The 21,150-nt window shown below is 68.5% G+C and carries 25 protein-coding genes; 11 read left to right on the top strand and 14 right to left on the bottom strand.

The genetic code is table 11. The features are described 5' to 3' along the window. The first annotated feature begins 50 nt into the window (after positions 1-50). A complete protein-coding gene (locus OG558_RS01645; RefSeq protein WP_405068617.1) occupies positions 51-926 on the top strand; it encodes an alpha/beta fold hydrolase in 876 nt (291 codons plus the stop codon). 14 nt (positions 927-940) lie between these two features. On the opposite strand, the gene OG558_RS01650 is transcribed toward OG558_RS01645, so the two are convergent. Then, positions 941-1,987, bottom strand: a complete 1,047-nt coding sequence (locus OG558_RS01650; RefSeq protein ID WP_405068618.1) for a hypothetical protein — start codon at positions 1,985-1,987, stop codon at positions 941-943. Next, positions 1,984-2,493, bottom strand: coding sequence for an RNA polymerase sigma factor (locus OG558_RS01655; RefSeq protein ID WP_405068619.1), 510 nt, complete (start codon positions 2,491-2,493; stop codon positions 1,984-1,986). Before OG558_RS01655 ends, OG558_RS01650 begins: the two co-directional genes overlap by 4 nt. Before the next feature lie 197 nt (positions 2,494-2,690). Between OG558_RS01655 and OG558_RS01660 the strand changes: the two genes are divergently transcribed. The 4 genes from OG558_RS01660 to OG558_RS01675 are packed head-to-tail and all read left to right on the top strand — an operon-like array spanning position 2,691 to position 4,477. Next, positions 2,691-3,524: a hypothetical protein gene (locus OG558_RS01660; RefSeq protein ID WP_405068620.1), complete on the top strand. Its 834-nt coding sequence runs from the start codon at positions 2,691-2,693 to the stop codon at positions 3,522-3,524. Further along, complete coding sequence (locus OG558_RS01665) at positions 3,521-3,835, top strand: hypothetical protein (RefSeq protein ID WP_329481055.1); 315 nt, start codon at positions 3,521-3,523, stop codon at positions 3,833-3,835. The genes OG558_RS01660 and OG558_RS01665 overlap by 4 nt, the downstream gene beginning before the upstream one ends. Positions 3,836-3,878: 43 nt before the next feature. Next, a complete protein-coding gene (locus OG558_RS01670) occupies positions 3,879-4,154 on the top strand; it encodes a hypothetical protein (protein ID WP_405068621.1) in 276 nt (91 codons plus the stop codon). Positions 4,155-4,162: 8 nt separating this feature from the next. Then, positions 4,163-4,477 (top strand): hypothetical protein, encoded by a 315-nt coding sequence (locus OG558_RS01675; protein ID WP_405068622.1) that lies wholly within the window; start codon positions 4,163-4,165, stop codon positions 4,475-4,477. Positions 4,478-5,327: 850 nt separating this feature from the next. Here OG558_RS01675 and OG558_RS01680 read toward each other — a convergent pair. The 9 genes from OG558_RS01680 to OG558_RS01720 form a co-directional block, all read right to left on the bottom strand. Next, positions 5,328-6,974, bottom strand: a complete 1,647-nt coding sequence (locus tag OG558_RS01680; protein WP_405068623.1) for a transposase — start codon at positions 6,972-6,974, stop codon at positions 5,328-5,330. Then, positions 6,943-8,187, bottom strand: a complete 1,245-nt coding sequence (locus OG558_RS01685; RefSeq protein ID WP_405072099.1) for a DUF222 domain-containing protein — start codon at positions 8,185-8,187, stop codon at positions 6,943-6,945. The genes OG558_RS01680 and OG558_RS01685 overlap by 32 nt, the downstream gene beginning before the upstream one ends. Positions 8,188-8,490: 303 nt before the next feature. Continuing rightward, complete coding sequence (locus OG558_RS01690) at positions 8,491-9,441, bottom strand: ATP-binding cassette domain-containing protein (protein ID WP_405068624.1); 951 nt, start codon at positions 9,439-9,441, stop codon at positions 8,491-8,493. Between the two features lie 3 nt (positions 9,442-9,444). Continuing rightward, the gene (locus OG558_RS01695) at positions 9,445-10,260 is read right to left on the bottom strand and encodes an ABC transporter permease (RefSeq protein WP_329481065.1); all 816 of its coding nucleotides are present in this window, start codon (positions 10,258-10,260) and stop codon (positions 9,445-9,447) included. Further along, positions 10,253-11,050, bottom strand: coding sequence for an ABC transporter permease (locus OG558_RS01700; protein WP_405068625.1), 798 nt, complete (start codon positions 11,048-11,050; stop codon positions 10,253-10,255). The genes OG558_RS01695 and OG558_RS01700 overlap by 8 nt, the downstream gene beginning before the upstream one ends. Positions 11,051-11,283: 233 nt before the next feature. Then, positions 11,284-12,123 carry an alpha/beta fold hydrolase gene (locus OG558_RS01705; protein WP_405068626.1) on the bottom strand — a complete coding sequence of 280 codons (840 nt, stop codon included), beginning with the start codon at positions 12,121-12,123 and terminating at the stop codon, positions 11,284-11,286. Positions 12,124-12,199: 76 nt separating this feature from the next. Continuing rightward, entirely contained in the window at positions 12,200-13,081 is an 882-nt protein-coding gene (locus OG558_RS01710; RefSeq protein WP_329484763.1) for a PD-(D/E)XK nuclease family protein, read from the bottom strand. Positions 13,082-13,091: 10 nt separating this feature from the next. Beyond that, positions 13,092-13,709, bottom strand: a complete 618-nt coding sequence (locus OG558_RS01715) for a MarC family protein (RefSeq protein WP_329481071.1) — start codon at positions 13,707-13,709, stop codon at positions 13,092-13,094. Then, complete coding sequence (locus tag OG558_RS01720; protein ID WP_405068627.1) at positions 13,706-14,590, bottom strand: PHP domain-containing protein; 885 nt, start codon at positions 14,588-14,590, stop codon at positions 13,706-13,708. The genes OG558_RS01715 and OG558_RS01720 overlap by 4 nt, the downstream gene beginning before the upstream one ends. A 103-nt stretch (positions 14,591-14,693) precedes the next feature. On the opposite strand from OG558_RS01720, the gene OG558_RS01725 reads away from it, so the two are divergent. Next, positions 14,694-15,098 carry an NUDIX hydrolase gene (locus OG558_RS01725; RefSeq protein ID WP_405068628.1) on the top strand — a complete coding sequence of 135 codons (405 nt, stop codon included), beginning with the start codon at positions 14,694-14,696 and terminating at the stop codon, positions 15,096-15,098. Between the two features lie 17 nt (positions 15,099-15,115). Continuing rightward, positions 15,116-15,883: a GNAT family N-acetyltransferase gene (locus OG558_RS01730; protein WP_405068629.1), complete on the top strand. Its 768-nt coding sequence runs from the start codon at positions 15,116-15,118 to the stop codon at positions 15,881-15,883. On the opposite strand, the gene OG558_RS01735 is transcribed toward OG558_RS01730, so the two are convergent. Both OG558_RS01735 and OG558_RS01740 read right to left on the bottom strand, forming a co-directional pair. After that, entirely contained in the window at positions 15,859-16,161 is a 303-nt protein-coding gene (locus OG558_RS01735; protein WP_405068630.1) for a DUF4267 domain-containing protein, read from the bottom strand. The genes OG558_RS01730 and OG558_RS01735 overlap by 25 nt on opposite strands. After that, positions 16,122-16,274 carry a DUF4267 domain-containing protein gene (locus tag OG558_RS01740; RefSeq protein ID WP_405068631.1) on the bottom strand — a complete coding sequence of 51 codons (153 nt, stop codon included), beginning with the start codon at positions 16,272-16,274 and terminating at the stop codon, positions 16,122-16,124. Before OG558_RS01740 ends, OG558_RS01735 begins: the two co-directional genes overlap by 40 nt. Before the next feature lie 91 nt (positions 16,275-16,365). On the opposite strand from OG558_RS01740, the gene OG558_RS01745 reads away from it, so the two are divergent. Next, on the top strand, positions 16,366-17,031 hold the full coding sequence (locus tag OG558_RS01745; RefSeq protein WP_405068632.1) for a TetR/AcrR family transcriptional regulator: 666 nt from the start codon (positions 16,366-16,368) through the stop codon (positions 17,029-17,031). An 85-nt stretch (positions 17,032-17,116) separates the two neighbouring features. Continuing rightward, a complete protein-coding gene (locus tag OG558_RS01750; protein WP_405068633.1) occupies positions 17,117-18,073 on the top strand; it encodes a hypothetical protein in 957 nt (318 codons plus the stop codon). 52 nt (positions 18,074-18,125) lie between these two features. On the opposite strand, the gene OG558_RS01755 is transcribed toward OG558_RS01750, so the two are convergent. Beyond that, positions 18,126-18,701: a histidine phosphatase family protein gene (locus OG558_RS01755; protein ID WP_405068634.1), complete on the bottom strand. Its 576-nt coding sequence runs from the start codon at positions 18,699-18,701 to the stop codon at positions 18,126-18,128. Between the two features lie 105 nt (positions 18,702-18,806). Between OG558_RS01755 and OG558_RS01760 the strand changes: the two genes are divergently transcribed. Continuing rightward, positions 18,807-19,841 (top strand): LacI family DNA-binding transcriptional regulator, encoded by a 1,035-nt coding sequence (locus OG558_RS01760; RefSeq protein ID WP_405068635.1) that lies wholly within the window; start codon positions 18,807-18,809, stop codon positions 19,839-19,841. An 11-nt stretch (positions 19,842-19,852) separates the two neighbouring features. Beyond that, positions 19,853-21,148, top strand: coding sequence for a sugar ABC transporter substrate-binding protein (locus tag OG558_RS01765; protein WP_329481090.1), 1,296 nt, complete (start codon positions 19,853-19,855; stop codon positions 21,146-21,148). The last annotated feature ends 2 nt before the right edge of the window (positions 21,149-21,150 follow it).

Below are 21,150 nucleotides of genomic sequence, written 5' to 3' on the forward strand. Positions count from 1 at the left end.
CGTACCCCGTGCGCAACAACGGGCGGGCAGAGTGGATACTCTCTTTACTTGTGAGTACGCCGCGCACGTTGACGCTGCCCGACGGGGTGCACCCCGCGACCCTCGAGACCGATCGTGGCTCGTTCGCCACGCTGATGGCGGTGCCGCAGATCGGTACGCCGCTCGGCACGGTGCTGCTCGTGCCGGGGTGGACCGGCAGCAAGGAGGACTTCACTCCGCTGGTGGACCACCTGTGCCGCTACGGGTGGCGCACTGTGGCGGTGGACCTGCGCGGTCAGTACGAAACCGCCGGGCCGGCCGACCCCTCGGCGTACACACTGGCGGAGCTCGGTGCCGACGTGGTGGCGATGAGCAAGGCGCTGGGCGGCTACAGCCAGCTGGTCGGGCACTCGTTCGGCGGGCTGGTCGCGCGGGAGGCGGTGCTGACCGATCCGTCGGTGTTCTCGACGATCACGTTGCTGTGCTCGGGGCCGGCCGCGTTCACGGACGAAGAGACGCTGCAGGGTCTGCAGATGCTCGCCTTCGGGCTCGACAACCTGCCGATCGAGCAGGTCTACGACCTGAAGCTCCAGCACGACGTCAAGAACCCTGGGTACGTCGCTCCGCCGGAAGACATCGCGGCGTTCCTGCGGAAGCGCTTCACCAGCAACGTCCCGGTCAGCCTCGCGGAGATCACCCGGCGCCTGACCGATGCCGAGGACAAGACCGACCGGCTGGCCAAGGCCGGCGTCCGTACCCAGGTCCTGTACGGCGCCTCCGACGACGGCTGGCCGATCACGACGCAACGCGCGATGGCCGAGGCTCTCGGCGTGGAGCCCCAGAGCGTGCCCGACGCCGGTCACTCCCCCGCCATCGACCAGCCCGCGGCCACCGCCCGTCTCCTGGTCGACTTCATCCACGACAGGGACAACGTCCCTACGGTCTGAGCGCGGTGGTCGCCTCAGCGCACCGGCTTCACAGCGACCTCGAGCTTGAGGTCGTCCAGGCCGATCGGCGTCAGGGCGGTCTTCAGCGCCTCGTCGTACACGAGGGCCGAGACGCCCACCTTGTCTTCCTCGAATGAGCCGCCGCCCATGTACACCCCGACTCCCTTCGGGATCAGGTTGCCGACCGCCGTCGCGCGCTGCATGAGCTCGGCCTCGCTGAACTTGACCTGATGCACGCACAGGTTGCCGCCGTACACCTTCTCGAAGGCGTTGCGGAAGGTGGCGAGATCACCGTGCGCGACGCCGATGGTATAGACCTCGGGCGCGCCGGGTCCCTGGCCCTTCGGGTACTGCACGCGCGGATCGGTGGCCTGGTCCTGGCGGGTCTCGAGGAACCTGCTGATCGCGACCTTGTCGTAGTTGTTCGGCGCGGTCTTCCAGCCGCCCGCCGGCGCCGGACACGGCACCTGGTCCGGCGGGATCTGCGGCGCCGTGGGCGAGTGCGTCGGCACCGTCTGATCCCGGACGTCGATCGTCCGGCCGGTCCAGGTGCCGATCAGTACGGCGTACCCGATCCGGACACCCTCGATCGTCTTGGCATCGGCGAGCCTGGCCGGGTCGAGGTCCTTCAGCGTCACCGCGTACTGCGGTTCGCAGGTCGGTGCGGGCTCCTTGCCGCCCGTGAAGCCGATGTCGGTCATCGGCAGCCGCGCACAGAAGACCGGCTCCCGGCCGGGCGCGACGATCACCCGGCCGGTCGCGGTCACCTGGTCGCCGTCGCGGACGAGGAGATCGTCGTACGGCGCCTTGTTGCCTTGAGCGAACGACTGGGAGGTGCCGTTGGGGGGCGCCGGCTGCTTGCCACCGTCCGGGAGGACGGTCAGTGCGGCGGCGGCGATCGCCGCGACGGACGCGGCGGCGAGGGCGGGAACCCAGCGGCGGGGGCGGCGGCCGCCGCCGAGGATGTGGTCCAGGTCGGGCTCGGGAGGTGACGGCTGGTCCGCGCGCCAGCGCGCGCCGGCTCGCGTCAGCAGGTCGTCGACCTCGTCGGTCGGGTTCATTCGCTGACCTCCAGCAGGGTGCGCAGGCGGGCCCGCGCGTCGGACAGGGTGGACTTGACGGTGCCTTCGGAGCAGCCCATCACCGCGGCCGTGTCGGCGATCGACAGGTCGGCGAAGTAGTAGCAGTCCACGGCGAGGCGCTGTCGTGCCGACAAGGAGGTGAGCGCGTGGTCGACGTCCATCCGGGCGTCCAGATCCGGCCGCGACACCGGGCCCTCGTGCTCGTCGAACTCGCCGGCCGGCCGCAGCCGCCGGGCCGCCTTCCGGGCCTGGTCCGCGGTGATCGCGAGCAACCAGGCCGACGCGGTCCCGCGGGTGGCGTCGTACTGCCCCCGCTTCGACCATGCCCGCGCGAGCGACTCCTGCACGATGTCGTCCCGGTCCGCCCCCACCGCGAGCCGCCCGGCCAACCGGGCCATCGCGGTTAGATGCGGCCGCACCCACTCGACGAACCCAGCCCCGTCCGCCGGCGGACCCACCGCCGCCATCGCAGGCTCATCCGTCATCGTCGGCATACCCTGTCTACCCCCGAATCCCGGTTCCGGTTGGGTCCCTACCCGCATTTCAACGACCCCACCACCCCCAAGTCACACCCCCACCCCCATTCGTAACCCACCCGAGTTATCCACAAATCCCAGAATCCGCCCCACAGCCTCCCTCCACTTGTCTACGGTCAAAAAGACCGAACGACCTGGGGAGAGAGATGCCAACCGGTCTGAACGACCTGCCCGAACCAGCGGATCTGCACGCCCGGCTCTCCGCGCGGCGCCCGCTCGACTGGGGTGACCCGATCCCGTCCAAGGTGGAGCTCGCCGCCGAGTACGGCGTACGCAAGGCCACTGAGAGCCTTCAGCTGCTGACCAAAGCCGCCGCCGTCGAGGAACGGATCACCGAGGCGATGATCACGTCCATCGGCGACACGGCAGCGCCGTACCACCTCGCGAACCGGGTGAAGTCACCGCACTCCCTCGCCCGCAAGCTGGCCACGCTCGAGAACTATTACCGCCGCACTCAGCAGGTCCCGGAGGACGTCCTGCGCTACACCGCCGCGGTGAAACATCCCGACGAGCTCACCGAGGCCGCGGTCCGGACCATCGATCGGCTGAAGGATCGGGTGGACTGGCAGATGGAGTCTGCCCACCATTCGTACGTCGATGGCAGCCGCTACAAGGGATTGCACACCTTCCTGCACAGCCACGGTGAACGCATCGAGCTTCAGGTGCACTCGGGTGAGTCCATCGACGTGAAGGAGCGCACGACTCCGCTGTACGAGATCGAACGCGACCGTCGTCAGGATCCAGCGACGCGTGATGCGGCGCGCCGGGAGTGCATAGCGTTGTCCGACCAGATGACCCAGCCTGCCGGGATCGACGAACTGCGGGAGCTCGGCGGCGCGCCAGTACAGGCGATTAGCTACGGTAAGCAACGTCAGGCGCACCGCTCCGAAGCAGTTCAGACCGGCAACGGCGCGGCCGGCTCCGCACCACGGCTGACTCACCAGCCGATTCAGAATCGACAGAACGGGGTTGCACGATGACGCGGTTGTTCTTGGTCAAGGACGGCGAGCGAGAGCTGTGGGTGGCGGCGTTGGTGGATGAGGATGTGTGGACGTACGTTGCGGAGACCGGGAAGTTCCATCGCAACGAAGGCGCCCGGCACGACTACTACTTCTTGAACGAACTGGAGTACGTCGAAATCGGCATCGCGGAGGCGCAAGGCCGCATCCGCGACGGAGTCGGAACGGTCGACGCAGAAGAGTTCCCGGACTCGGCCCAGCGCTGGCGTGAAGACACCGAGGCCATGGACCCCGAGATCGTCTTCGCCTCCCTGGCCGCGGACCTCGCCTGAACGCCGATGCAGCTCTACGCGGTCAAAGAGGGACGAGCGGCTGGTGTGGGTTGCGGCGTTGGCGCACGAGACGATGTACTCCTACGTTGCCAACACCGGCAAGTTCCATGACAACAATGCCTTGCGCAACGATTACTACATCGATCGCTGGTTCACGTACGAGGAGATCGGACCGGCCGAGGCTCGGCGCCTGATCGACGACGGCGTCGGCACACTCGACGAGGACGATCACTCGGATGCCCTGGCTGGGTGGTGCGCAGACCCCAAGCCTTTGGATCCGGCTGACGTCCTGTCCATCGCCGCCGGCTACAACCGGTAGAGGCCCCGATGACGCGGCTGTACTTGGTGAAGGACGGGGAGCGGGAACTGTGGGTGGCTGCGTTGGTGGATGAGGATGTCTGGGCGTACGTCGGGAACACCGGGAAGTTCCACCGGGACGAGGGGGCCCGGCACGACTTCTACTTCGTGAACGAGTTGGAGTACGTCGAGATCGGGATCGCGGCGGCCCAGCGGCTGATTCGCGCTGGGATGGGGACTGTCGATCGAGAAGAGTTCCGGGGCTCGGCTCAGCGGTGGGGCGATGACACCAATGGCATGGATCCCGAGGTGGTCTTCCCCTCGATGGCCGCCGACCTCGCCTGAACCGCGGTGCTCGGTTGCCCGATGTCTTCGCGGGACTCAGAGCTGGCTCTACGACGAGAGCGTGCCGGCTGAGGCTCGCCGGATGATGCCTCGCACCTTGCGGGCCGCGATCCGGGCGCTCGACGAAGGGATCGGGCGGCCTGTCATGTCGAAGCGGCCGCGGAGCCTGCCATCTGGAAGGCCGACACCTGCATCCTCGAGCTGGCAGACGCCTCACCCGATCCGATCCCAGACACGTGATCCGGTCGAGACACCCGATTGAGCGTCACGACCTTGACGACCTGCTCCATCGCGGCCGGCTACAACCGCTGAGGTCGTGTTCGCACTGACTGTTGCGGACGACGGCACGCGACTCTGTGATGGTTGAGCAGGCCGACAGATCGTCGTGGGCGATGGGCTGCTCACAGGCGGCGTTTGTCTCCTCGGGAGGCGCGCTGACCGCACCATGGAGTGCCGAGCCCATGGTGGAAGTGCCCGTAGCGGGGTAGTGCCGGCGCGGCGTATTGGTGCCGGGCAGTGATGGTATAGAGCGAGTGGCCGGGGCGACCGAGCGCGCGTCGTGGGGTGCCGGCACAGCGGGTGGCGGCGTCAGGTGGGTGGGCGTGGTTATGCGGCCCATGGCTGGGGTGGTGGGTGTTCCGGCGGTGGCGGTGGTGATTGGGGTGGTTGTCGGCGTGGCGGTGGTGGGTTGGGGTTGGCCCAGGTGGGGCGGGTGGCGTGGGGGTGGCCGTTGACTATCTGGATGGTCAGGTCGGCGATGTGGTCGCGTTTGCAGAGGAGAGGCTGTCGCACGAATCCTCGGGGCCGTGGGTTGGTGCCGTGTTCGAGGTCCGGGGCTCCCCCCCGCCGGTCAGGCGGGCGCGGCTTGCAGCTTGAGGAGGTTGTGGACGGTGCAGATGAGGCGCCATTCGCTGTGCACGGCTGGAAGGCTGCGCCGGGCGAAGCGCCGGAATCGGAGGTTGTGCTTGATGTTGCCGAAGACGGGCTCGATGCTCGAGGACCGTTTCTTGTAGAGCTCGGTGTTGCCGGGGTCGGCGAGTTTGTTGTCCATCGCTTTGCGTGCGATCGCCGGGTCGGTGGCCTCGCCTCGGACGTGGGCGAGCATCGCGTTGATCCGGGTGTCGGAGACGGTGAGCTCGTCCCTGGCGGCTCGCTTGGACATCTCACCGCGGGCGACTTGTTCGATGACAGGGATCCATTCGGCGGGTTCGGGTTCGGCGCTGCGGGTGATGCGTTGCCCGTCGCTTCCGAAGTACCGCTTGGTCATGTCCCCCACCCAGGTGTGGGAGACACCGAGGATCTCGCCGGCCTTGCGTTGTGACAACTCACCACGGTTGACCTTGGCCAGGACGGCGAGCTTGTCGTCGTCAGGCTTGTCGGCCTTGCGCCACGAGGACTTCTTCGTCGCGATCAGAACCTCGGCGCCGACGCCGGTGGTGCCGTTGGCAGCTGTCCAGTAGCCGGCGTCGGCAACGAACGCCCCGACACCGTCGCCGTGTCCGGCGTCAGTGAGGTTCTCGGCCACCGCTGTGGCCATGGGCAGGAAGTGGGGTTGGTCGTTGGTGGTTGCGGTGGCCTCGGCCGCGACCACGATCTGACCGGTGGTTGCGGCGGCCTGGGCGTTGTAGCCCTGCAGCACGCCCTTCGAGGCGGTCGCGATGATCCGTGAATGCGGGTCGGTAGTGTTGGCCCGCCGGGGACGCGACCGCCGTGCAGTGTCCTTCTTGGGTGCCGGCCCGGTCAGTTTCCGGCCGCGCTCGGCCTCCTTCTTCGCCCGCTCGGCCATCCGGGTCTCGTAGTCACGCGCCTTCTGCGATTCCAGCTCGTCCAGCGCGGCCCGGATCCGTGCCCGCCGGTCCCGGCCACCTGCCCATTGCGCAGGAAGCTCATCACCGCGGGACTCACCGTGCTCGGCGTCCTCGGCCTCGTCGACCGCCGCCGCCTCGTCCAGAATCGCCCTCGCCGCTGCCTTCGCAGCCTCAGCCAACCCGGCAGACCCCGCCAGCCCTGCTGCGTCCTGCGACTCGTTGGCCTCGGCAAACCCTGCGAGTTCCTTGCTCAAGGCATCACGTTTGCGGTTGGCGAAGAACGAGGCATTCGCAGCGATCTTCGTGCCGTCGATCGCGACCACACCGGCATCGACCAGCCCGGCCTTCACACACAAACCAAGGACCTGCCCGAACAGACCGGCGATCGCTCCTTGATGACGTGCCCGGAACCGCGCGATCGTGGCGTGATCGGGCCGCTGATTCGCCGCGACCACCCGGTAAGCGACGTCCTCAACCAAACGCCGCTCGACACGACGCGAGGAACGCTCACCAGTGCAGTACGCATACAGCAACACCGCCATCATCATCGACGGGTCATACACCGAACCACCGCGCCCATCGGTCCGATACGCCGCGAAGAACTCCGCAAGATCAAGCTCAGCCACGGTGTCGAGCACGAAGAACGCCAGATGATCCTCAGGCAGCCACTCCCGCACAGAAGGCGGCATCAACATCAGCTGGTCCACATCGCCACAACGCACGTTCACAGCCACACCCGAGTATTTCGCACCACCCCAGCCCCACCCGCCCGACACGCGATTCATGCGACAGCCTCAGGAGGGCGAAGTTGTCGAGGCAGGTGGTGCCGCCGTCGGCCCAGTGGATGATGTGGTGGGCCTCGCAGATGGCCGGGGGTGCGCCGCAGACGATGCAGCCGTGGTCGCGGGCGTTCAGGGCGTGGCGGATGGCGCGGGTGACGAAGCGGTGTTCGGTGCCGACATCGAGTGGTTCGGAGTTCGAGCCGAGGACCAGGGGGATGATGCCGGCGTCGCAGGCGAGGCGGCGGACGGCGGCCGCTGACAGGGTGTCGCCGTGGATCAGGCGACCGGTGCCGGTGCCACTCTTGAGGTCTTCCAGGTCGATGGTGACGGTGATGTGGGGCTTGATGTCGCCGTGGCCGGGCACGGCGGTGCCGGCACCTGCCGCGGTCGCCAGGATCGCCGTCAGGGCGTCGGCCTGCCGTTTGCCGCGGGGGCGCGGGTCACGGTGGCCGTCGGGGGTCTTGTGCGGTTTGGCGCCGGCGAAGATCAGGGTCTGGAGGAGTTCGGCGTTCTCGGCGGCGAGGTAGCCGCCGAACCGGACGCCGTGGTCGGCTTGTTTGAGCCACAGTGCCTCCTGCGACCAGGTGTCCTCGTCGCCGGTGGGTTCGGGGCCGTCGGTGTCGAGGCGATTGCGGACTTCGACGCCGAGTTTGCGCAGTTCGCCGGGGCCAGGAACTCGGCGGCTTTCACCATCTGATCCTCGGCGACTCGCAGGTCCTCGACCGGCACCTGCGCGGATGCGGGCACTTTTTCTAGCGCGGCCACGATCGCCTGCGCCTGGGCGGTGTTCAGCGGCATCGCCTGGCGGTCGGCGTGTGCAGGGTCCTGCGTGTCGTCGTCGGGCCGTGGGTGGCCGGGTTGTGCGTCGTCGGTGAGGGCTGCGGTGACGGTCGGGTATTTCGGCAGCGCAGTGGCGAGGCGGAGATCGCGGCGGACGTCGGCGGGGTCGAGGTTGTGGCGGATGGACAGCAGGTGGATCGTGTTGCCGGCGCCGAGGTCTTGGGCGTGGCCGTTGGCGTCGAGGGCGGCCAGGAGTTCGAGGCGGCGTACCTGGCGGCGGATGAGATCGGCCTGCAACTGGTCGAGGGCAGTCAGCATCTCGGCGCCGCTCATCGACCAGACCGGTCGCTCGTCCAGGAGCTCCATACCGTCAACTCTAGCCAGGCCCGTGGACAGTGTCGTGCCGGAATGGCCTTATCTGTAAGGGATCCCGAGATCGACACCTTCCTGCCAACTTATCCACAATCTTCAGCTCGCGCCTGGACGAGGCTCCTGCGAGTTGTAGCCTCTGGGTCGCCTGCCTATCGGATGTTGACGGAGTTGGAGCGGATCGCTCTGGAGCGGTTGAACGACCTTCTCGTCTACCGACCCGCGTACGAACACCACCCGCTGGTCCGGCGAGATCGCGTGCTGACGCCTCGCCCTAGTGGGTGGGGGCGTAGAGCTGGGTAATTACTGATTCGATGGTGGGTTCGGCGACCGAGACGTCGACCAGGGGGTAGTTGGCGGCTATTTGGGAGAGAAGGGGTGCGGCGCTGGTGGTGGTGGGGAACGTGAGGTGCTGGCGGGGGCCGTCGACCTTGGTGACGGTGGCGCCGTGGATTTCGATGGGTGGCAGGGAGGTGGCCAGGTCGACGACGAGGGTGCGTGGGGCGGACTGGCCGGCTCGCAGGCCGGCCAGGGTGCCGTCGTAGATCTGGTGGCCATGGTCGATGACCATGACGCGGGTGCAGAGGGCCTCGATGTCGTCGAGGTCGTGGGTGGTGAGGATGACGGTGGTACGGCGTTCGGCGTTGACCTCGGCCAGGAACTCGCGGAGCCGGGCCTTGCTGATCACGTCGAGACCGATCGTCGGCTCGTCGAGGTAGACGATCTCCGGGTCGTGGAGGAGGGCGGCCGCGATGTCGCCGCGCATCCGCTGCCCCAGCGACAGTTGCCGGACCGGTACGTCGAGCAGGTCGCCGAGGTCCAGCAGTTCCACGAAGGTCGCGAGGTTCTCCCGGTGCCTGGCCATCGGGACGTCGTACATCTTCTGCAGTACGGCGAACGAGTCCTTCAACGGCAGGTCCCACCACAGCGTCGTCCGTTGACCGAAGACGACCCCGATGCGCTTCGCCAACTTCAGCCGATGGCGGGACGGATCGACGCCGGCCACGCGGATCGAGCCGCTCGACGGGACCAGGATCCCGGTCAGCATCTTGATCGTCGTCGACTTCCCGGCCCCGTTCGGACCGATGTACCCCATCACCTCCCCCGGCTCGACGGCGAACGACAGACCGTCCACCGCCCGGACCTCTCGACGTGTACGGCGCCACCCGTTCCGCGTCGCCACGGTGAACGCGCGGGACACGTTCGACAACTCGATGACTGCCACTGCTCAGCTCCCTGTACTGCGGTAACGACGGAGACCGCCCCGCCACGCCAGTGACGCCAGCGCGACCATCGCGACGGCGACCAGCGGCGACAACAGGCCGATCCAGGACGGCAGGCCCAGCGGGGCCGGCTTACCCAGCACGTACAGCACCGGGTAGTAGTTGACGAAGGCAAGCGGTACGACGAACGTGACCGCCCGGACGATCTCCTTGCCGAAGACCGACAGCGGGTACTGCGTCAGCGTCTGACCGCCGTACGTGAACGAGTTGGCCAGCTCGGCGGAGTCGATCGAGACGAACTGCACCGCGGCACCGAGGACGAAGATCGCCCCGAAGATGACCGACCCGGCGATCACCGACACCACCAGCATGAGGCCCTTGGCAACGGTCCAGTCGAGCTCGAGGCGGCTGAGCGCGAACCCGAGCACGATGCCGGCCTGCAACGGCCGGCCGATCCGGCGCAGCGCGAACTCGTCCGCGGCGGTCTGGACGAACGTCGGCACCGGCCTGATCAGGTAGACGTCCAGCGACCCGGTCCGGATCCGCTGCCCGATCCGCTCGATCGACCCGATCACCAGGTCGGCCAGCCCCAGCGTCATCGAGGCCGTTGCGTAGAGCAACGCCATCTGCGCGAGCGTGAACCCGCCGAAGCTGTCGATGTGGCTGAACATCAGCACGATCGCAACGAAGTCCAGGACCGTGAGCATGATCCCGGTGAACAGCATCAGCAGGAACGACGCCGGGTACGCCAGCGCCGACCGGATCCACATCACGACCAGCATCCAGTACTGCGCCGGAGCCAGGCGGAGCCGCTCAACCACCTTGGATCACCACCTTCCGGGTCGCGACCAGGGTGGCGAGCTGACAGCTCAGCAGCAGGATCAGGATCCAGCCGAGCTGGAACACCAGCGCGGCCCCGGTCCCGCCGGGATTCCGCCCGAGCCAGATGTCGATCGGCACCTGCAGCGTCGCGGCCCACGGTGTCGCCCGGGCGACCTCGCCGAGCCAGCCGGGGAAGACCACCAGCGGCAGGATCATGCCGCTGAAGAAACACGACAGCATCAGCGCGAGGGCCTCCATGCCCCGCGAGTCGGTGATCCAGAAGCCGGACAACGCCACCAGGTAACGAAGTCCGAAGCTCACCAGGATCGCGAACACCAGCCCGGCCGCGACCGCGCACCAGGTGAGCGCACCGGAAGGGAACTTGAGGTCGAACACCAGCGCACCGACGAGCAGCGGAGCGACGCCCCGCACGAGCAACTGGAACATCGCGCGACCGAAGTCGACGGACAACCACCACAGCAACAGCTGCGTCGGCCGGTACAGGTCGACGGCGATCTCACCGCTGCGGACCCGCTCGCCCAGCTCGACCGTCGTGGTCGCGCCGAAGATCCCGATCGGCATGAGCAACCCCTGCTGCAACCACACGAACGTCAGCGCGTCGGATACGTCGTACCCGCCGAGGCCGGGCCGCTCCTGCCACAAGGTCAGGTAGATACCGCACAGGATGAACCCGAACACGGTGTTGGTGAACGCGCCGGACGCGGTGGCGATCCGGTACGTGGAGAAGCGCCGGAACGACCGTACGCCGATCGCCCAGTAGACGCCCACGGCAACCTCCTCTCCTACTCGAGAGCGGTGTCCGCCGGGTCAGTGGCACGCAGAACCGCCCCGAATCCGACAGGACCCGGGGGTTCGGACACCACTATGAAGGCATGGGTGATCCACGCCGGTTTGTCAAGGCAGAAGACGGACGGTACGCCGCACCACGCGCGGGCGTCAACCGTAATTAGCCGGTCCGGGCGCGGGACCCCTCAGACCCGCGCCCGGACAGGTGACCTTGGTCAGACCGCGTCGGCCTTCAGCAGAGCGGTGAGGTGCGTGGCGAACGGACCCGGATGACTGGCGTAGCCCGCGTGCGCGCCTGGGAAGGTGACCACCGGCCAGCCGAGGTGATCGGCGATCAGCTGGATCGGCCGCCCGGGCAGGTGGTCGATCGACTCCAGGCCGGCGGCGGGAACGATCCGGTCCGCGACCGTCTTCAGCGCGTCGAGATCGGGCTCGTACCGGGTGAACGGCAGCAGCTTGTGCTCGTAGAAATTGACCGCGTTGGCCTGCATCCGCTCGGCCAGCTCGCGGTACTCCGGCAGCAGGTCCTCCATCGGCGGCATCGCGTCGGCGTCCATCCCAGTGCCGACCATGAACAGCACCTCAGCGGCCGCGAGCCCCTCGGCTTTGTAGGTGTCGTATACGTCTTGGAAGAACGCCCGCGCGTCCGCGGCGTCCGGCAGCACCTCGGTGCACGGCGGCTCGTGCGCGACCAGCATCCGCACCCGCTCTGGGTGCCGGGTGATCAGCTCGAGCCCGGTGATCGCGCCCGAACTGCTGCCGAGCACGTACGCCGATTCGCCGCCCGCCACCTCGTCGATCAGCGCGAGCGCGTCCTCGGCCGACTGCTCGATCCGCTCGTCGGCGGGCTCACCGTCGTACCGGCTCCTGGAATTGCCGCGCGGGTCGTAGGCCACCACGGTGTACTCGGCCGCGAGCTGCCCGACGATCCCGTCGTACACCGCCGCGTCGGTCCCGCCGCCCGCGATCAGCAGGAGCATCGGACCGGATCCGGTCACCTCGTAGTGCAGCGTCGCCCCCGCCACCGCCAGCTTGTTCACAACCTTCGCGCCCATCAGGCAACCCCTCTCTGTCGCCTCCACTCTCCAGCCCCCCGCTGGCACCCCACGCACATGGCGCTGGTACGACGACTCAGCCGGCGTCCTCGACCGGGATGGGGGCGGTGTCGTCGAGGCCGGCCCAGGGGTCGCGGGGTGGGGATTCGCGGCGGCCCTGCGGGCAGATGCGGACGAAATCGCACCAGCCGCACAGTGCGGAGGGCTCAGGTGGGAAGGCTTCGTCGGCCTCGGCCGGGGTCAGGCCCTCGCGCCAGCGGGCCTCGGCCGCGGCGGCGTCGTCGGCCATCGACTCGGCCCGGCGCTGGTGGCGGGCGAGGGACTCGTCGTCGTGGTCGGCCGCCGCGATCGTGTTGGTCGGGAGGTGGTGCAACTCGACGCGGGTGCACGGCTTGTGCAGGACTCGGCGAGCGCCCAGGACATACAGCGCCATCGCGAGTGACGACCGTGCGTCCACCGGCGTCAACGGGCGGCGACCGGTCTTGTAGTCGACGATCGCAAGCTCGGTGCCGCCGCTCCCGTCGCGGGCGGCACGCTCGTCGATCCGGTCCACCCGTCCCCGCAACGAGGCCCGCTCGGTGGTGAAGGCGACCGTACGCTCCACTCCGCGGGGTGCGTAGTACGGATCGGAATCGCGCAGGTAGCCCAGCACCATGTCGGTCGACCGGTCCCGCCAGTCCAGCGACTGCTGCTCGTCCCGGAACCCCTCGCTGCGCCAGCTCGACCGCATCTTGGCCACGACTTCGTCCGGCGTACGGCGGGCAGCCGGCCAGCGACCGAAGAAGTCGGCGAGCACCTCGTGGACGATCGCGCCGACCGTGTTGTGCGCCCACGGCGGACCCTTCGGCGGCCGCGGCGTCTCCAGGTAGGTGTAGCGGTACTTGCGCTTGCAGTCCGCGAACGTGAGCAGCTTGGTCGGCGTCGCGACGAACAACCGCGTCGGCATCCCGGGCAGCATGTCGTCCACGTCAGCCCGCCTTGATGAACTCTCTGACCGCGTTGGCGATCAACTGGACCGCGATCGCGCTCAGCAGCAGGCCGGCGATCCGGGTGACCAGGAGTACGCCGTTCTCCCCCAGGATCCGCATGATCACCCCGGAGAACCGCAGCGTCAGCCACATCACCAGATGGATCGCGATGATGCCGAGCGAGATCGCGACCACATCCGGCAGCGAGCCGTTGGCGCGCTGGACGAACACCATCGTGGCGACGATCGCGCCCGGTCCGGCGAGCAACGGCGTACCGAGCGGGACGAAGGCGATGTTCACGTCCTTGGTCTGGACCGGGTCCTCGGCGGTGTCGGTCAGCAACTGCAGCGCGATCAGCAGAAGCAGCAGGCCGCCCGCGCACTGCAGCGCCGGCAGCGTGATGCCGAGGTGGTTCAGGATCTGCTGACCGAACGCCGCGAACACGACGATCACCCCGAACGCGACCAGCACCGCCTGCCACGCGGCCTTCTTCCGGACCGCGCGGGACTGGCCCGCGGTGAGTGAGATGAACACCGGCACGGTGCCCGGTGGGTCCATGATCACGAAGAGCGTCACCAGGACCTCGGTGAACAGCCCGATGTTGATGACACTGTTCACGGCAGGTAGGCCTCGGGGACCTGTGCGTCGGGGGCGGCGGTCGCGTTCTCCTTGGCGACCTCGAGCAGTCGCTCGAACTGCTCCGGGTCGGTGGTGTTCACGCCGAGGTCGTGGTCGATCTTGCCGGCGCCGTGGTGGTCGCTGGAGCCGGTGGCGATGATGCCGAGGTCGTCGGCGATCGCGTGCAGCGCCGTACGGGATGGTCCGGAATGGTCCTGGTGGTCGATCTCGATACCGGCCAGGCCGTGGTCCTGCACCAGGCGGGCGATGGTGTCCTGATTCATCACCTTGTAGCTGGAGCGTCCCCACGGGTGGGCGATGATCGGTACGCCGCCGGCCGCGCGGACCAGGTCGATCGCCCGGCCCGGCTCGATCGCGTAGTGCGGCACATGCCCGGCGCGGCCGTCCGCGAGGAATCGGTCGAAGGCCTCGCTGCGGTTCGCGACGGTGCCGTTGGCGACCAGCGCGTCGGCCACGTGCGGCCGCCCGACCGACGGCGTACCGGTCGCCTGGGCGAGCACCTCGTCGACGGTGAGCGGGATGCCGACGCTGTTCAGCCGGGCGACGATCGACGGGATCCGGTCGGTGCGGCCCTCGCGCACGATCCGCAGCTCCTCGGCGAGCGCCGGGTAGGAGGGGTCGAGCAGGTAGCTGAGCAGGTGGACGCTGACGCCGTTGAGCTTGCAGGAGATCTCGATGCCGGGGACGAACCCGATCCCGAGCTCTTCCGCCGCGATCCGGCCCTCGGTCCACCCGTCGGCGGTGTCGTGATCCGTGAGCGCGATCACGTCGAGACCGCTCTCCTGCGCGTGCGCGAGGAGGACGGCCACCGGGTCGGTGCCGTCCGAGCGGTTCGAGTGAGTGTGCAGATCGATGCGCACGAGCGGTCCGGATCCCTTCGAAGGCCTTCTGTCACCGCAGATGCTATCCGCGTTCACCCCCGACACCTTGCAGTTATCCCCAGGGTGCCTATTCTGCGGTGGCATGGATGCGCGGCGGGTCGACTGTGTCGGAGCTCTCGTGTACGACGAGCAGCACCGGCTGCTCGTGGTCCGCAGGGCGAACGAGCCCGGGCGGGGACTGTGGTCGATCCCGGGCGGCCGGGTGGAGCCCGGCGAGGACGATCCGGCGGCGGTGGCCCGGGAAGTCGCGGAGGAGACCGGGCTCGTCGTCGAGGTCGGGGAGCTGGTCGGCGAGGTCGAACGCGAGGCTCCGGAGGGCAAGCTCTACGTGATCCGCGACTACGAGGCGACCGCGGTCGGCGGCACCCTCACTCCGGGTGACGACGCGAGCGACGCGAAGTTCGTCACGCGCTCGGAGTTCCTGTCGCTGGCCACCACCACATTGCTGGTGTCGACGTTGGAACAGTGGAGCGCCCTGCCCGGTTGATCAGCCAGACTGAGGCGGTGGAGGACGCTGAGCTGGTTCGCGCGATCGAGGACAACGCCGCCGAGTTGCTGATGGCGATGGGCGCGGCGGGTGGTGGCGAGCAGCGGGACGACGCCGGGGCGCGATGGACGATCGGTGGTTCGCCGATCGACTATCACAACGCGGTGGTCGCCGCGTCCAGCGATGATGCCGTGGCGGAATCCCTTGCGCTGTTGAAGAAACACAAGGTCCCGGGAAGCTGGCACGTCGGCCCGTCGATGCGGGACGACCTTGGTGACCGACTGATCCCGGCCGGGTTCGCAGCGGGTGGGAGTGAGCCGGGGATGGCTGTCCGGATCTCCGAGCTGGTCGCGCCGAGCGCCGTACCTGGGCTGGAGATCACCCGCGTCGGCCACGATGACGCTCTGGCGATCTGGGAGGCGACGCTCGGGCGAGGGTTCGGCGAGGGCGAGAAGGAAGCGCGGTGGGTCGCGTCGGTCTACCGGAAGCTCGGGTACCGCGATCCGTGGCGGCACTACCTGGGCCTGCTCGACGGTACGCCGGTCGCGACGACGACGGTGTTTCTTTCTGCCGGCGTGGCCGGGGTCTACTTCGTGATGACGGTCCCGGAGGCGCGGAGGCGCGGGATCGGGGCCGCGATCACGTACGCCGCACTCCGTGAGGCCGAGGCGGTCGCGGAGTACGGCGTACTGGGGTCGTCGCCCGCCGGTCGGTCGGTGTACGCCGGGCTCGGGTTCCGCGAGTACTGCACGATCGAGCTCTACGAGTGGACGCCCACCGGCTGAGCGAGGTCCGCCGTACGGCGCTCGCGGAGGAGCAGCCAGGCGTCGAAAAGGACGATCACGGCGGTCAGGCCGTGGATGCCGAGCGCGGTCGCGACGGAGCCGCCGTGGGTGAGCACGATGACCATGTCGGCGATCGGGATCATCGCGGCGATCGCCATCAGTACGCCGGTCGCGCGGCGCTGGCCGAGCGCGAACAGCGCCAGCAGGTTGAGTCCGATGACGATGTCGCGGATCCCCTTCACCGCGAAGTAACCGGCCGCTGCGCCGGGTTCGGCCACGGGTCGATGCCGAACCCGGCGGCGGCGCCGTGCGGGTCGAGCAGGAAGCGCAGTCCGAACGAGAGCGGGAACAGGCCGAGCAGGATGGTCAGGACAGTGGTGAAGCGGCGCATCTCAGGTCTCCAGTGTTCTAGCAGTGCTAAGTTTCCTAGCGACGCTATCATTGCTATTGCTAGTTTGTCTAGCGGTGCTAATATCCGGTCTATGCCGACTCAGCCACGCCGGGAGCGCGCCCACGAGGAACGCCGCGACCTGATCGTCCGCACCGCCCGCGACCTCGCCGAGACCGAAGGCTGGGAATCCGTCACCACCCGCCGCCTCGCCGAAGCCGTCGACTACAGCCAGCCCGTCCTCTACGGCCACTTCAAAAACATGGACGCCATCGCCGCCGCCGTAGCCCTCGAAGGCTTCGTGGAGCTGGCTGCCGCCCTCCGCGCGGCGCGGCTGAGCGGGGCGAGCGGCCGCGAGGCGAGCGGGCCGGCCGCGGGCCGGAGCGGATCAGATCGGGATGGCGCGGTGGCGGCGGACGCAGCTGGGTTGCGGGCGGTGGCGGAGGCCTATCTGGGGTATGCGGAGGAGCATCCAGCTGTGTACGAGGCGATGTTCGTGCGGCGTACGGATCTGGTGTTCGGGGGTGCCGAGAGCCCGGAGGCGCTCAAGGCCGCGTTCGGCGAGATCCAGGCCGGCGTGACGCCGTTCGCCGGCGGGGACGCGGAGACGTTGACCGAGGTCTTCTGGAGCGCCCTCCACGGCCAAGCAACCCTCAACCAGGGAGCGCGCCTCCGCCCCAGCCACCGCCAAGCCCGCGCGGATCTCCTAGCCACCCTCCTCACCTCGGGCTCGTCTTTCCGGAAACAAACGGTCACCTGACGCCAGCTATGTTCCGGAAACCTGTGCCTTCGCGGTTGTCCACAGGGGGTCGGCGGGGATCGGGGGATTCGGTCAGGCTTGGGGGATGGACTGGTGGTGGAAGCCGCAGCTTGCCAACGACGGGCTCCAGGGGCTGATCCACGACCAAGGGCGGATCGTGTCACGCTCCCAACTGTTCGCCGCGGGCTGGACCGAGTCCAAGATCAGGCAGCCGATGCGGAGTAGGCGCTGGCAGACCGTTCACCCAGGCGTGTACGCGACGCACACCGGACCCATCGGGTACGACGAGCACCTGCTGGCGGCATTGCTCTATGCCGGTCCCGAAGCAGCCTGGAGCCACTACACCGCCGCGGAGCAGCTTGGCCTGCTCAAGCCGGACAGCAACCGTCCCGTGTACGTGACGATTCCGGAGCGCCGGCGGGTTCGCCCGCGGCCCAACGTCGTCATCCACCGCGACCAGCGCTGGGCCGACCGTCTCGCCCCGGTCGTACCACCGCGCCGGACACCCGCGGACGCCGTACTGGACATCGTCGGACTCAGCCGCTCGGTGGACCAGGCAGCCGCCGTGATCGCCGAGGCATGTCAGAGCGGCCGGGTCCGTCCCGTCGACATCGCGATTGCGCTGGCCGACCGTCCGCGGCTGCGCCATCGGCGGCTGCTACGGGCGATCCTCACCGATGTCGCGGCCGGGTCACACTCGCTGCTCGAGCTCCTTTATCTGCGGGACGTGGAGCGTCGGCACGGACTGCCGACCGGCGTTCGGCAACGGGCGGTGGAAGGCGAGTTCACCGACGTCTTCTATGCCGGCTTCGAGCTCGTGGTCGAGCTCGACGGCCGCTTCCACCTCGTCCCGAACCGGCGGTGGCGCGACCTCGACCGGGACAACCGCGCGACTCTGCGCGCCGAGGCGACCCTGCGCTACGGATGGATCGACATCACCGGCCGGCCGTGCGAGGCCGCCCTACAGGTGCTTCGGGTCCTCCGCCGCACCCAGCCCGACCTAAAGGCCAAGCCCTGCGGCCCGTCCTGCCCGGTGCGCTGATGGTTTCCGGAACATCACTGCCACCCTGTGCAAACTTTGTTGCGGAAAGCGGCTAGGCGTTCCAGTGGTGGATGGCGGGGGAGCCTCGTTCCCAGCCGAGGACCGAGATGGTGGCGGTGTTGAGGACGAAGTGGCGGCCTTCGGTGACGTCCAGTTCCAGCCAGCGGGCGGTCAGGGCGCGCAGGGCGTGGGAGTGGCCGAAGACGAGGACGTCGCCGGGTACGGCGGCGATGCGGGCGTTGACACGGTCGAGGCGGACGGCGACCTGGGCGGGGGCTTCGCCGTTGGGTACTGGGTTGGCCCAGACCGTCCAGCCGGGCACGGTCTTGCGGATGTCCGCGGTGGTGATGCCCTCGTAGTCCCCGTAGTCCCACTCGACCAGGTCGTCGTCGACCTCCGCGTCCGGGTAGCCGGCGAGTTCCGCCGTACGCCGGGCTCGTTGCCGGGGTGACGTCAGCACCAGGTCGAACTTCTCGCCTGCCAGCCGCTGCTTCAAACCCGTCGCGACGCGCTCCCCTTCCGGGGTCAGTGGCAGGTCGGTGACGGACGTGTGCCGGCCCGACCTGCTCCACTCGGTCTCGCCGTGCCGGACGAGAAAGAGCTGGTCCTCGCGTTCGTGTGTGGTCACCGCCTCATCGTCGCAGATCGGCTCCGAGGTCTTGACCGATGCACCTCGGACAGGGCAGGGTCGGAAACTGTAAGCGCTTCCACTCTGACCTCCAGGAGCGAGCACGTGGCATCCGGAACCACCGGCCGGCCGGCGACGATCTACGACGTCGCGGCCCGGGCGAAGCTGTCGATCGCGACGGTTTCGCGTGTCCTGCAAGGGACTGGACCGGTTTCGGAGAAGGCCCGAGCCCGGGTCGACCAGGCGGCGCAGGAGCTCAACTACGTACCGCTGCGCGCCGCCCGCAGCCTGGCGGTACAGCGGCATGAGGCGCATGGGCTCGTACTGCCCGACCTGGCCGGCCCGTTCTACGGCGATCTGTTGATGGGGTACGAACGCTGGGCCGGCGAGCACGGCCAGAGCGTCGTCATCACGGTCACGCATGGCAACCCGGATCCCCGCCGCAGCGTCCGCGACCTGGCCGGGCGGGTCGACGGAATCGTTGTCCATGGCAACGCTCTCGACCTGGCCACGATCCAGGGGCTGCGCAAGGCCGGAGTGCCGCTGGTGCTGATCGCGCATCCACCGATCACCGGGTGCGACTCGGTCCGCAGCGAGAGCTCCGCGAGTGCCGAGCAACTCACCACGCGGCTGCTCGACCACGGCCGGACCAACCTGCTCTTCGTCGGCGACCCCGCCAGTTCGTACGACGTCTCCGAGCGGTACGCCGGTTTCGGCAAGGCGCTCGAGCGACGCGGCCTCGAGGTGCCGAAGCCCGAGCGGGTGCCGTTGACGGAGGACGCCGGTGTCGAGGTTGCCCAACAGATGCTCAAGGCAACCAAGGACCGGCCCGACGGGCTGGTGTGCGCGAACGACGAGCTCGCGTTGGCCGCGTTGGCCACGTTGCGTGCGGCGGGGGTCGGCGTACCGGGGGACATCGTGGTGACGGGGTGGGACGACGTGATGGCGGCGCGGTACGTGTCGCCGGGGCTGACCACTGTGCGGCAGCCGATGGCCGAGTTGGGCCGGATGGCGGCGCAGCGGTTGCACGAGCGCGTGTCCGGAGATCGGTCGCGGGCGCGGAACGACGTACTGGCGACACAACTCGTGCTGCGGGACAGCTGCGGCACGAAACCGGGGGATGCGGAAGTAACCGAGTGAGGAGACAACACATGTTCACCCACAGCATCCGCCGCCGACTGGTGATCGGCAGTGCTGCGCTCACCGCCACAGCGCTCGCGCTGGCCGGTTGTGGCCGATCGGCGGACACGCCGAGCGGCGGGGCCCAGGCGACGACCACGGTCAGCGAAGGACCCGCCACCGGCAACCTGACCGTCTGGGCGATGGGCACCGAGGGCGAGAACCTGCCCAAGCTGATGGAGCAGTTCCAGCAGGCCAACCCGGGCGTGAAGGTGACCGTCACCCCGATCCCGTGGGACGCCGCGCACAACAAGTTCACCACCGCGATCACGGCGCAGTCGCTGCCGGACGCCGCGATGGTCGGCACCACCTGGATGGGCGAGTTCGCCGACCTCGGCGCACTCGACCCGACCCCGCAGGGCTTCGACAACTCCGGCTTCTACCCGGGCGCGCTCGACACCACCAAGGTCGGCGGCACCCAGTACGGCGTTCCCTGGTACGTCGAGACGCGGTTGGTGTTCTACCGCAAGGACCTGGCCGCGAAGGCCGGGTTCAGCACGCCGCCGACCGACTGGGACGGGCTGAAGGCGATGGCCAAGGCGATGCAGGAGAAGGCCGGCGCCAAGTACGGGATCAACCTGCAGCCGGGCGGCGCGGGCTCCTGGCAGACCGTGATGCCGTTCGCCTGGTCGGCCGGCGCGAACATCACCGGCGACGACCAGAAGGAGTTCACCTTCGACACCCCGGAGATGCAGGAGGGGCTGAAGTACTACCAGAGCTTCTTCACCGACAAGCTGGCCGGCACCGACCTGCCGCCGAACCAGACCGAGGCGCAGTTCGTCAACGGGCAGGTGCCGATGTTCATCTCCGGCCCGTGGATGGCCGGGTCGGTGGCGAAGGCCGGCGGTGAAGCGATCAAGCCGAACATCGGCGTGTTCCAGATCCCGAAGAACAAGACCTCGACGTCGTTCGTCGGCGGCTCCGACTTCGTGGTGTTCAAGTCGTCGAAGAACAAGGACAGCGCCTGGAAGCTGGTCAAGTTCCTGTCCGACCAGAAGACGCAGGCCTCCTGGTTCAAGCTGTCGTCCGACCTGCCGGCGGTGAAGAGCGCGTGGCAGGACCCGAGCATCGCGGCCGACCCGCTGCTGCCGGTGTTCGGCAAGCAGCTCGAGGACGCCAAGGCGCCGCCGGCGATCGTGAACTGGGAGCAGGTCGCGACCGCGTTCGACGCCGAGGTCGAGAAGATGGCGAAGGCCGGCCAGTCCCCCGCCGACACGGCCAAGGCCATCCAGACCAAGGCAACGGCGATCGGCACCGGCGGTAGCTGAGC

This window comes from Kribbella sp. NBC_01510 (assembly GCF_045040325.1).
Taxonomy (GTDB): Bacteria; Actinomycetota; Actinomycetes; order Propionibacteriales; family Kribbellaceae; genus Kribbella.